This is a genomic window from Christiangramia sp. OXR-203 (assembly GCF_034372165.1).
Taxonomy (GTDB): Bacteria; Bacteroidota; Bacteroidia; order Flavobacteriales; family Flavobacteriaceae; genus Christiangramia.
The window spans coordinates 1,542,228-1,555,273 of record NZ_CP139698.1; the positions used below are offsets into that span (position 1 = coordinate 1,542,228).

The 13,046-nt window shown below is 39.8% G+C and carries 5 protein-coding genes; 2 read left to right on the forward strand and 3 right to left on the reverse strand.

What is annotated here, in order from left to right:
* Positions 1-38 precede the first annotated feature (38 nt).
* The 3 genes from T8I65_RS06980 to T8I65_RS06990 are packed head-to-tail and all read right to left on the reverse strand — an operon-like array spanning position 39 to position 11,304.
* Complete coding sequence (locus T8I65_RS06980; RefSeq protein WP_322302672.1) at positions 39-1,913, reverse strand: OmpA family protein; 1,875 nt, start codon at positions 1,911-1,913, stop codon at positions 39-41.
* 16 nt (positions 1,914-1,929) lie between these two features.
* Complete coding sequence (locus T8I65_RS06985; protein ID WP_322302673.1) at positions 1,930-2,826, reverse strand: type IX secretion system membrane protein PorP/SprF; 897 nt, start codon at positions 2,824-2,826, stop codon at positions 1,930-1,932.
* A gap of 12 nt (positions 2,827-2,838) precedes the next feature.
* A complete protein-coding gene (locus tag T8I65_RS06990; protein WP_322302674.1) occupies positions 2,839-11,304 on the reverse strand; it encodes an HYR domain-containing protein in 8,466 nt (2,821 codons plus the stop codon).
* A gap of 603 nt (positions 11,305-11,907) precedes the next feature.
* On the opposite strand from T8I65_RS06990, the gene pdxH reads away from it, so the two are divergent.
* Together pdxH and T8I65_RS07000 are read left to right on the forward strand one after the other, a co-directional pair.
* Positions 11,908-12,552, forward strand: a complete 645-nt coding sequence (pdxH, locus tag T8I65_RS06995; RefSeq protein WP_322302675.1) for a pyridoxamine 5'-phosphate oxidase — start codon at positions 11,908-11,910, stop codon at positions 12,550-12,552.
* 3 nt (positions 12,553-12,555) lie between these two features.
* Complete coding sequence (locus T8I65_RS07000; RefSeq protein WP_322302676.1) at positions 12,556-13,041, forward strand: SixA phosphatase family protein; 486 nt, start codon at positions 12,556-12,558, stop codon at positions 13,039-13,041.
* Positions 13,042-13,046 lie beyond the last annotated feature (5 nt).

Sequence of the window (13,046 nt, forward strand, 5' to 3'; positions counted from 1 at the left end):
ATACCCCAGCTTCGATTCTGGTAGGGTCTTAAAATATCTTATTTAGATTCTTTCATTTCAACAACACTAAACATAGATCGTCTGTTTAGTTGATGATCTTTTTCTGAACATCTGTCGCAATCTATGGCCGGTTTATTCTCACCATAGCCTTTGTATTCCTGAATTCTATCTTCAGCTATGCCATTAGCAACCAGGTAGTCGAAGGTTGATTTAGCTCTACGTTCGGCCAGTTTTTCGTTATACGCATCTGTTCCTCTACGGTCTGTATGAGAACCAATTGCTATTACGAGTTCTGGATACTCATCCTTCATTAAGGCTACAAGTTTATCCAGCTCTTGTGCTGCATCTGGCCTTATATTCGATTTGTCGAAGTCAAAATATATATTGTCAATTTCAGCCAGATATTCAACGTCCTTAACTGGGTTTAGCTGAATATCATATTTCAGAGTATTAATTTCATCACTCTCTCTGGTATCTATAATTCCTTTAAAAGTTTCGTATCTAATCTCTTTTGCTTCAACTGGAAACTCTAGATTTCGGTCAATTTCAGTCTCGTAATAACCTTCTTCATTTGTTTCAAGAAATGCAAGTTCCTCACCATTTTCATCCATGATCCTAACTGTTGCAGAACTTATTGGATTTCCATTTATAGCATCAGATACTGTTCCTGCAACCACTAAAGGATTCATCTTGTTAAAAACGAAAATATTATCATTATCTCCTTCCCGGTTACTTGAAATATAACCTTCTTTAGAATCTTCCACCTGGAAATAAGCGAAGTCATCAAGACTACTATTAATGGTCTCTCCAAGATTCTCTACAGTTTCACTTCCTTCTTCTAATCTGAAGATATCGAATAAACCTAAGCCGGCATGTCCATTAGAAGAGAAGTAAAGAGTACCATCAGTATCCATAAACGGAAAGGTCTCATCAAATTCTGTATTTACGGGCGCTCCAAGATTTTCTACAGAGCCATATGTGTTGTCTTCATTGATCGCTACTTTATAGATATCTGTTCCTCCATTTCCATTGGGCATATCTGAAGTAAAATAAAGTGTTTTGCCATCTCTAGACAAGGAAGGGTGACCAATGGAATATTCATTGCTATTAAAAGGTAATTCCTTTACGTCCATCCATGTACCATTGGTGCTGGTAGCTGAATACAATTTTAAGTGATTCGTTTTATCCTTATCTCTTTTTCCTTCCTTATTTCTGAAGTAATTATTTCTGGTAAAATATATAGTACTGCCATCTGGAGAAACTACTGCTGGACCATCGTGAAGTTTGGTATTAATATCACCCTGAATAGGCATAATGTTCCCTGTTTCTGAATCCATCACATAAATATCCAGAAATGGTTCCCCATTCCAGCTATACGTTTTCTCTTTTACGTCTACATCCTGAGCTCTGGCGGAAACAAAATAGACAGTTCCATCCATCTCGAATACTCCAAAATCACTAACTTCAGAATTGAAATCTGCTGGCTGAAGTTTATAAGTCGCCATGCTTTTATATTCATCCTTATTCAGCATGGTTTGTATTCCATCAGAATCTCTTCCTGTTTCCAGGTATCGTTTTAAGAAAGTTCTGGACTCATCATATCGCTTAACTCCGCGAAGAGCCTGTGCATACTTATAGTAATATTCTGGAGATATAGTCGTGTCTTCAATAACATCTCCGTAATAAAATACTGCATTTTCAGGACTTCTTAGCATCATATATGCATCACCCAAACGATTTGAATTATAAGTGACGTTATAATCATCTTCAATTAGATCCTTGTAAACTTCAGTAGCTTTAAGATAAGCGAAGTCTTTGTATAGCCTGTCTGCTTTTTTTTGTTTCCCACTTTGAGCCTGCATCCCAAGGGAACAGATAAAGATAGAAAGGAAAAATATGTAGTAGTTTTTCATAATCTATAGACTTTGGTTAGAAGAAACGTGGAGATTTGTATCTGGTATTTTCAAATCTGAATTCGTAAATAAGAATGAATTCATGAGATCCTGAAGTATATGGCTGAATATCTGAAATTGAATATTCATACGCATAACCTGCTCTGAAGCCTGGAAACAACTGCACATCCAGAAAAGCACCAATGGCATCATCTATTCTATAATTTGCTCCCAGGTAAAACTTCTCATTTAATATAGCCGTAGCGGTCATGTCTACTGAAAGCGGTGCTCCCTGAGTGGCCTTCACCAGAGTGGAAGGACGTAGTTTCAGGTTATCGCTTAGATCAAACACATAACCAGCTGTTAAGTAATAATGCACTTGTTCGAGTGCACGAAACTCGTCAAGTTCATTGTTATCCTTATTGATCAGTTTTGGAGCAGATAAACCAACATACCAGTTCTGTGCTGAAAGATATGCACCCGCTCCAAAGTTTGGTGTCCATCTATTGAAGTCATCTGCAAAAAATGGATCTGTTCCAATAGTAGGATCATCCAGACCATAGTAATACGCTCCAGCCTTAAGTCCCAGTCTTAAGGACACATCTGCACTTAGGTCTACCCTATAAGAGAAGTCACCATAAACAAAAGTGGTATTTTCATCACCAATCTTATCATTGATAACCGATAATCCTAAACCGATCTTGTCATTTCGCAACGGCGAGTTAATAGAGAGCGTTTGCGTTACCGGTGCTCCATCTACACCAACCCATTGGTTTCGGTTAAGTGCAGTAATCGAGAACCCATCTCTACTACCTGCATAAGCAGGGTTGATAGAAACCGTGTTATACATGTATTGAGTAAACTGAGGGAGCTGCTGCGAAAATCCTGGGGCCGCAACAAATAGCATTAATATAATTAGATAAACTTTTTTCATGGTTTCCCTTTTTTATTTAGTTCCTAAGTAAATATAACCTTGAATTGGTTCGAAGTTACCTTCTCTTATTTCCAGAACATAGAAGTATGTTCCTGATGGCAATTGATTTGAGCTTGTGAATGACGAGTCTGAGTATCCATCCCAGTTATTCTGGTAGTTTTTAGCATCGAATACTTTAGCACCCCATCTATTAAATATCTTAAGATCATATGTGAATCCACATGCAATGTCTGTATCTATGGTAAAGAAATCGTTGATGTTATCACCATTTGGAGTTACTGCTTTAGATATGCTATCTCTTACATCTTCAACACTACAGTCTAAAACTACACAGTCATCGTTGATCATTACGGTTACGAATGTACTTTGCGGACAAATCCCTTCGATTTGCAATTCGAAAGTATATGTTCCAAGTTCCAAAGAGCCTGGAGTTACAAATCCGTTTTCAAGTGCTCCGGTGTTATCTGTATCTATCCAGTTTCCAACATCTTCATTATCTGCAATTAGATCGAAAAGATTGAAAGCTGAATCATCGATACAAAGATCAACCACTCCATTATCGATTAATACAATATCTTCAGCAACTGGTTCTGCCAGCACGATCGTAGTAAGATCAGATAATTGACCAAACTCATCCTGAGCAACAACATCATAAGTACCCGGACTCAAGTTTGTAAATATCCCGGTCGCCTGATAGGTTTCACCATCTATGCTATAAGTTAATCCATTTTGAACGTCTACGGTGATCGTTCCTGTTGGTTCTGAACAGCTCGGTTGAAGCACATCTACTTCAGGAGCAGCCGGTGGAGCTGCAGCAGGTTCTTCTTCAACGGTCACTGTAAAGCTACATTCTGAAGTATTTCCTGAAGCATCAGTTACTTCAAAAGTGATCGTGGTTACACCTAAAGGAAACTCTTCACCGGAAGCGATACCATTAGTCATAGTGATGGTCTCTCCAGAACAGTTATCGGTCGTTTCAGCCATACTATATTCCACAATACTGCTTTCTATTCCGAAGCCAACAGTCACTGTGATATTCTCAGGACACTCAACAACAGGAGCTTCATTATCTACAACCGTTACAGTGAAAGTAGAAGTTGAAGTATTTCCGTTGTTATCGGTCGCTGTGTAAGTCACGGTTGTAGTTCCAACCGGGAATTCACTTCCAGAGTCCATGCCTTCGGTCAAAGTAACTTCGGCTAATTCGCAATTATCTGTAGCAGTAGGAGCTTCATAGGACACAACAGCGCCACATATTCCGGTATCATTACTAACGGTTATGTTCTCTAAGGGTTCCAGTTCCGGTGATTGATCATCGGTTACAACAATATCGAATGAACATTCAGAAGTATTTCCTGCAGCATCGGTAACAGTGAATGTTACAGTGGTCGTTCCTACTGGGAAAGTCTCTCCAGTAGCCAGACCAGCAGTTTGAGATACTGTAAATTCTCCAGAATTATCAGATACCTGAGGTGTTTCAAATTCAACAACAGCACCACAAATATCCTCATCATTGCTTATTTGGATATCATCCTGGCAAACGATCGTTGGATCTTCGTTGTCTTCAACTGTTACAGTAAAGCTACATTCTGAAGTATTTCCAGCAGCATCGGTAGCTGTAAAGGTTATGGTGGTAGTTCCAATCTCGAATTGAGATCCGGAAACCGGTCCGCCAGTTTGTTCTACAGTCACCTCGCAATTATCGGTTGCAGTTGCGTTTTCAAAATCTACTATTGCATAAGAAACGCCAGTTTCAGTATCGATAGAGATATTCGCAGGACAGCTTATTTCAGGTGCCTCGTTATCATTTACGGTTACCGTAAAGCTTTCGGTAGTGGTATTTCCAGAAATATCGGTTACAGTATAAGTTACGGTGGTAGTACCAACTGGGAATTGAGATCCGGAAGTAAGACCTTCGGTCACTTCAATAGATTCCAGTTCACAATTGTCAGTTGCTCCAATCATTCCGAAGTTTACAATAGCACCACATACTCCAGCATCGTTGTTAACTGTGATGTCATCCATTTCTTCTGCTACAGGTGCTTCAGAATCTGTTACGATCACATCAAAGCTGCAGAAGCTTGTGTTTCCAGCGGCATCGGTAGCAGTAAAGCTTACCGTCGTATTTCCTACAGGAAATGTTTCCCCTGAAGCAGGACCGCTAGTTTGCTCTAAGCTTACATCACCAGAATTATCAGCTATTTCAGGAAGCGTGAAGCTTATAGCTGCGCCGCATATACCTGGATCATTTTGCTGATTTATAGTTTCAGGGCAAACGATCGTTGGATCTTCGTTGTCTTCGACTGTTACAGTAAAGCTACATTCTGAAGTATTTCCAGCAGCATCAGTCGCTGTAAAGGTTATGGTGGTAGTTCCAATCTCGAATTGAGATCCGGAAACCGGTCCGCCAGTTTGTTCTACAGTCACCTCGCAATTATCGGTTGCAGTTGCATCGTCAAAATCTACTACTGCATAAGAAACGCCAGTTTCAGTATCGATAGTGATATTCGCAGGACAGCTTATTTCAGGTGCCTCGTTGTCAGTTACAGTTACTGTAAAGCTTTCTGTCGTTGTATTACCAGCAACATCGGTTACAGTATAAGTTACGGTGGTAGTTCCAACAGGGAATTCAGATCCTGAAGTAAGACCTTCGGTAACTTCTACAGATTCCAGTTCGCAATTATCAGTTGCTCCAATTATTCCAAAGTCTACAACGGCGCCACATACTCCAGTATCGTTATTAACTGTAATGTCCTCCATTTCTTCTACTACAGGAGCTTCAGAATCTGTTACGATCACATCAAAGCTACAGAAGCTTGTGTTTCCAGCGGCATCGGTAGCAGTAAAGCTTACCGTCGTAGTTCCTACAGGAAATGTTTCCCCTGAAGCAGGACCGCTAGTTTGCTCTAAGCTTACATCACTAGAATTATCAGCTATTTCAGGAAGCGTGAAGCTAATAGCTGCGCCGCATATACCTGGATCATTTTGCTGATTTATAGTTTCAGGGCAAACGATCGTTGGATCTTCGTTGTCTTCAACTGTTACAGTAAAGCTACATTCTGAAGTATTTCCAGCAGCATCGGTAGCTGTAAAGGTTATGGTGGTAGTTCCAATCTCGAATTGAGATCCGGAAACCGGTCCGCCAGTTTGTTCTACAGTCACCTCGCAATTATCAGTTGCAGTTGCGTTTTCAAAATCTACTATTGCATAAGAAACGCCAGTTTCAGTATCAATAGTGATATCCGCAGGACAGCTTATTTCAGGTGCCTCGTTATCATTTACGGTTACCGTAAAGCTTTCGGTAGTTGTATTTCCAGAAATATCGGTTACAGTATAAGTTACGGTGGTAGTACCAACTGGGAATTGAGATCCGGAAGTAAGACCTTCGGTCACTTCAATAGATTCCAGTTCACAATTATCAGTTGCTCCAATCATTCCGAAGTCTACAATAGCACCACATACTCCAGCATCGTTGTTAACGGTGATGTCATCCATTTCTTCTGCTACAGGTGCTTCAGAATCTGTTACGATCACATCAAAGCTACAGAAGCTTGTGTTTCCCGCGGCATCGGTAGCAGTAAAGCTTACCGTCGTATTTCCTACAGGAAATGTTTCCCCTGAAGCAGGACCGCTAGTTTGAAGTATAGTTGCACCTTCAGCATTGTCGGTAAATTCCGGAATTGTAAAGTCTACAACAGCTCCACAAACACCAGGATCGTTGTTAAGATCTATATTTTCTGGACAGGTAATTTCTGGTCCTTCAGTATCATTTACCGTGATCGTTACCGTCGCAGTATCTGTTCCACCGTTCCCATCAGAAATACTGTATTCGAAAGTATCTACACCCGTGAAGCTATCTTTAGGAGTGTATGTTACTGTTCCATTAGTATTAATCACAACCTCTCCATTCTCTGGAGTTGTAGTTTCAGTAACCACAAGATCACCACCGTCAATGTCCGAATCATTATCCAGAACTGAAACGGTTACAGCATTATCCTGATCTGTAATTGCAGCATCATTTACGGCAATTGGATCATCATTAACTGGATTTACTGTAATTGTTACCGTAGCAGTATCAGTTAAACCATCTTCGTCTCTAATCGTATAATCGAAAGAATCGGTTCCGTTGAAGTTCTCATTAGGTATATAAGTAATAGTACCGTCATTGTTGATCACAACCGTTCCGTTTTCAGGAGTTGTAGTAGATACAATTGTAAGCTCATCACCATCCGGATCTGAGTCGTTATCAAGTACAGAAATAATTACTGTGTTGTCTTCGTCTGTCTCAACAGCATCATCTACAGCGATAGGAGCATCGTTTTCAGCACCTACAGTTACTGTTACAGTAGCAGTATCAGTTCCACCGTTACCGTCAGAAATAATGTAGTCGAAAGAATCCGTTCCGTTGAAATTTTCATTCGGAGTATAAGTTACCACGCCATTCTCATCGATAGTTACCGTTCCATTGGCAGGTTCCTTAGCTTCAGAAATTGTTACCGTAAGCTCATCACCATCAGGATCAGAATCGTTATTGAGAACATTGATCTCGACTGGAGTATCTTCGGTTGTTGAAGCTGAATCATCTACAGCGATAGGAGCATCATTTTCTGCACCAACTGTTACTGTTACCGTAGCGGTATCAGTTCCACCGTTACCGTCAGAAATAGTGTAATCGAAAGAATCTGTTCCGTTGAAGTTTTCATTCGGAGTATAAGTTACCACACCATTCTCATCGATAGTTACCGTTCCATTGGCAGATTCCTGAGCTTCAGAAATTGTTACCGTAAGCTCATCACCATCATCAGGATCAGAATCGTTATTAAGAACAGTGATCTCGACTGGAGTATCTTCGGTTGTTGAAGCTGAATCGTCTACAGCGATAGGAGCATCATTTTCTGCACCAACTGTTACTGTTACCGTAGCGGTATCAGTTCCACCGTTACCATCGGAAATAGTGTAATCGAAAGAATCAGTTCCGTTGAAGTTTTCATTCGGAGTATATGTTACCACGCCATTCTCATCGATAGTTACGGTTCCATTGGCAGGTTCCTGAGCCTCAGAGATTGTTACTGTAAGCTCATCACCGTCAGGATCAGAATCGTTATTAAGAACAGTGATCTCAACTGGAGTATCTTCAGAAGTCGAAGCAGTATCATCTACAGCGATAGGAGCATCATTTTCTGCATCAACTGTTACTGTTACCGTAGCGGTATCAGTTCCACAATTTCCATTCGTTATTGTATATTCGAAAGTATCGGTTCCATTAAAGTTATCATTCGGATAATAAGAAAACGTATTATCTTGATTTTGGGTTACAGTACCATTTGACGCCTGAGTGAAAGAAACGATGTCTAATTCTCCATCTTCTGGATTAAGGTCATTAGAAAGAACATCAATATCTACTGAATTGTCTTCATCAGTAGAAGCTGAATCGGTGTTTGCGGTTGCGCCGACTGGCTGATCCTTAATTACTACTGAGGTAGCAGGTGAAATACATCCGTCAGCATTTTTGGCAGTTACACTATAAGTTCCAGCGGCAAGAGCTGTAAAATATCCACTTTCCTGGTAATCAGTTCCATTGATACTATAAGTAAATCCTTGAGTAGTAGTTACGGTAAAAGATCCAGTTGCATTATCACAAGTTGGCTGAACCGTTGCAGAAACTACTGGAGCATCCGGAGTGTTTGGTTGCTCCTGAATTACTACTGAGGTAGCTGGTGAAATACAACCGTCCGCATTTTTGGAAGTTAAACTATAAGTTCCAGCGGCAAGATCTGTAAAAGAACCGCTTGTTTGGTAATCACCGCCAATACTATATTGAAGACCACTTACTGTAGTTACGGTAAAAGATCCAGTTGCAGTTTCACAAGTTGGTTGCACTGTAGCAGAAACAACTGGAGCATCCGGAGTGTTTGGTTGCTCCTGAATTACTACCGAAGTAGCAGGTGAGATACAACCGTCAGCATTTTTAGCAGTTACATTATAAGTTCCAGCGGCAAGAGCTGTAAAAGATCCGCTTGATTGGTAATCACCACCAATACTATATTGAAGACCATCAACTGTAGTTACGGTAAAAGATCCAGTTGCAGTCTCACAAGTTGGTTGCACTGTAGCAGAAACAACTGGAGCATCCGGAGTGTTTGGTTGCTCCTGAATTACTACTGAAGTAGCAGGTGAGATACAACCGTCAGCATTTTTAGCAGTTACATTATAAGTTCCAGCGGCAAGATCTGTAAAAGAACCGCTTGATTGGTAATCACCACCAATACTATATTGAAGACCATCAACTGTAGTTACGGTAAAAGATCCAGTTGCAGTCTCACAAGTTGGTTGCACTGTAGCAGAAACAACTGGAGCATCCGGAGTGTTTGGTTGCTCCTGAATTACTACTGAAGTAGCAGGTGAGATACAACCGTCAGCATTTTTAGCAGTTACATTATAAGTTCCAGCGGCAAGATCTGTAAAAGAACCGCTTGATTGGTAATCACCACCAATACTATATTGAAGACCATCAACAGTAGTTACGGTAAAAGATCCAGTTGCAGTCTCACAAGTTGGTTGCACTGTAGCAGAAATAACTGGAGCAGCTGGAGTGTTTGGTTGCTCCTGAATTACTACCGAAGTAGCAGGTGAGATACAACCGTCAGCATTTTTAGCAGTTACATTATAAGTTCCAGCGGCAAGAGCTGTAAAAGATCCGCTTGATTGGTAATCACCACCAATACTATATTGAAGACCATCAACAGTAGTTACGGTAAAAGATCCAGTTGCAGTCTCACAAGTTGGTTGCACTGTAGCAGAAACAACTGGAGCATCCGGAGTGTTTGGTTGCTCCTGAATTACTACCGAAGTAGCAGGTGAGATACAACCGTCAGCATTTTTAGCAGTTACACTATAAGTTCCAGCGGCAAGATCTGTAAAAGAACCGCTTGATTGGTAATCACCACCAATACTATATTGAAGACCACTTACTGTAGTTACGGTAAAAGATCCAGTTGCAGTTTCACAAGTTGGTTGCACTGTAGCAGAAACAACTGGAGCATCCGGAGTGTTTGGTTGCTCCTGAATTACTATTGAAGTAGCTGGTGAAATACATCCATCAGCATTTTTAGCAGTTACATTATATGTTCCAGCGGCAAGACCTGTAAAAGATCCGATTTCCTGGTAATCACCACCAATACTATATTGAAGATCATTTTCTGTAGTTACGGTAAAAGATCCAGTTGCAGTTTCACAAGTTGGTTGCACTGTAGCAGAAACAACTGGAGCATCCGGAGTGTTTGGTTGATCCTGAATTACTACCGAAGTAGCAGGTGAGATACAACCGTCAGCATTTTTAGCAGTTACACTATAAGTTCCAGCGGTCAGATCTGTAAAAGATCCGTTTGATTGGTAATCACCACCAATACTATATTGAAGACCATCAACTGTAGTTACGGTAAAAGATCCAGTTGCAGTCTCACAAGTTGGTTGCACTGTAGCAGAAACAACTGGAGCATCCGGAGTGTTTGGTTGCTCCTGAATTACTACTGAAGTAGCAGGTGAGATACAACCGTCAGCATTTTTAGCAGTTACACTATAAGTTCCAGCGGCAAGATCTGTAAAAGAACCGCTTGATTGGTAATCACCACCAATACTATATTGAAGACCATTTACTGTAGTTACGGTAAAAGATCCAGTTGCATTATCACAAGTTGGCTGAACCGTTGCAGAAACTACTGGAGCATCTGGGTTCTGACCTGCTGCAACTACGATTCCATCTAAATTTGTACTACACCCTTCTGAATCTGTTACAATTACTGAATAAGTTCCAGGCGCTAAATTCTGGCGGTCCTTTACATTATTGGTTCCAGATAAATCTGTCCAGTTGTAAGTATAGCTCCCTGAACCACCTTCAGTATTGATATCAATACTTCCGTCGTTGCTACTTTCGCAAGTTTCATCTGTCTGGCTATTAACAACAGTAAATAGTGGAGGAACTACTTCAATAGATTGAGCAGTTCCACACTTTGGCTTTATATCATTACGATCTAATGGACAAACCTCATTAGGAGAAGCAGAAGTCCATGCAATTAAAAGATTTGTAATTTCAAGTGTTGTTCCACAGGTATAATTAATTTTATCAAAATTAATTGTTTTAACACCGTTTCCTGGAATTGGACCTTCACATCCACTAATTTCCTCAAAAGAAACAAGAACACCATCAACGTCGTATGCTTTTAGAGTTCCCCAGAAAGCGAATGAGGTTCTTGTTGATTTCGTTTTGTTATTAATAGATACAGCAAGAGTTGGATTCAATTGTGTGTCTCCAGTACAAGTGAAACATGGCTGTAAATTAGTTAATTCCGCTCCAACGACGCTTAAGTCATTAGAAGTACAACTAGTAGTAAAATCCTGGCTTTGAGCTAAGACACTATTACTGCCAAGGCAGATTACTAAAAGTAACGAGAAAAATGAAATAGTAGTTTTCCAAATCATATCAATAATGTTTAGAATTATCAATCTTAGTTGTTATACCGATCTTACTCGATATGGTTTATAATTTTTCAATAGCAATAGTTCAAAAGAGCAAAGTCCTTTGATTGGGGAATACAATAAAATCTGAAAGACAACCTGTAGTTTTGAGGAACTACTTTAGAGAAGTGTGGGGGTGACTCTATTATGGTGCAATTCTGAAGTAAAATTAGAGAGAATAAAGGGCTGAAGTGTGTAATAATCAGCTTTTTAGATATAAAGCGACATAATCTCGTTCAAAGACGGTATCCAATCCTTAGATCGGGTGATAAATTGCAATCTGAAAAATTATCTGTGAGAACTTTGTAGGAATTTAAGAATTATTACAGATCAAATCACTTAAATTTATCGTCTTAATAAGATGTAGAGACCTGATTTACAGTTATAAAACATTTAAAACTTTTGTAGTCCGTTAAATTTTTGAATTGTCTGTAAAAAAGAAGATTTGTGTACAATATCCGACAAAATGCATGTTTTTTGCATGCATCATTAAATGTTTTAGAATCCATCAGAAACATTTCTATCTTACTTTCGAAACTCGTAAATTGCAGGAAAAGCGGCCTAAACATGAACAAAAATCTAAACGATTACCGTAAATCCTACAAAAAAGATCGAATAGAAGATGATGCTATACCTCAGGACCCTCTACAATTCTTTCAGGATTGGTTCAACCAGGCTGATAACTCAGATGATATCCTTGAAGCCAATGCGATGAACATCGCTACGGTTGGAAAAGATATGGTACCAAAGTCACGAATTATTCTATTGAAAGCTTTCGGACTGGTGGGATTTCATTTCTATACAAATTACTCTTCAGATAAAGGAAAGGCTCTGGCTGAAAATCCTAACTGTTGCCTGTCATTTTTCTGGCCAGAACTGGAAAAACAGGTCATCATCCAGGGAACTGCAGTAAAAATTTCCGAAGAAGAGTCGGAAGCATATTTTCATTCGAGACCTAAAGGGAGTCAGCTGGGGGCCATGGCATCAGATCAAAGTTCTGTAATTCCTTCGAGGGAATATCTTGAAGAAAAATTATCCAGTCTTGAAGAAAAATATGATTCAAAAGAAATTCCGAAGCCAAAAGACTGGGGAGGATATGTGTTCCAGCCAGAAATTTTTGAATTCTGGCAGGGAAGGGAAAGCCGTTTGCATGACCGCATACGCTACAAAAAAATTACGAACTCCTGGAATTACGAACGTTTAGCACCATAATCTATGAAGCGATTAATATTAGTAAGACATGGTAAATCATCCTGGGAGAATGAGCTTCCGGATCACAAACGACCATTAAAGAAAAGAGCTTATAAGGATGCTGAGCTGGTTCTAAAAAACTTCCGGAACTTCTATCAGCAAGGTGGATTGTTTTGGACCAGTTACGCAGTTCGCGCACATGAAACTGCGAAGCTTTTTAAGAAGAATCTGAATATAACAGATCCAGATTTTGAAGTAAAAGAAGAGCTTTATACCTTCAATCAAAACGAATTACTTAGAGAGATACAGCAATGTCCTGATGACCGGGATCAACTTATTGTTTTTGGCCATAATCCGGCTATGACAATCCTCGTTAATTTTCTTGGAGATAAGAAATTCGATAATGTTCCAACAACTGGCCTCACGGTGATCGATTTTGAAGCTGATTCATGGCGAAATATTGACAATGGAAAGACCATTTTACATCTATTTCCTAAAAATCTCCGCTAGAATTT

Coding starts and splice junctions, on each gene's coding strand:
- T8I65_RS06980 (WP_322302672.1), bottom strand. CDS start 1,913: ATGAAAAACTACTACATATTTTTCCTTTCTATCTTTATCTGTTCCCTT.
- T8I65_RS06985 (WP_322302673.1), bottom strand. CDS start 2,826: ATGAAAAAAGTTTATCTAATTATATTAATGCTATTTGTTGCGGCCCCA.
- T8I65_RS06990 (WP_322302674.1), bottom strand. CDS start 11,304: ATGATTTGGAAAACTACTATTTCATTTTTCTCGTTACTTTTAGTAATC.
- pdxH (WP_322302675.1), top strand. CDS start 11,908: ATGAACAAAAATCTAAACGATTACCGTAAATCCTACAAAAAAGATCGA.
- T8I65_RS07000 (WP_322302676.1), top strand. CDS start 12,556: ATGAAGCGATTAATATTAGTAAGACATGGTAAATCATCCTGGGAGAAT.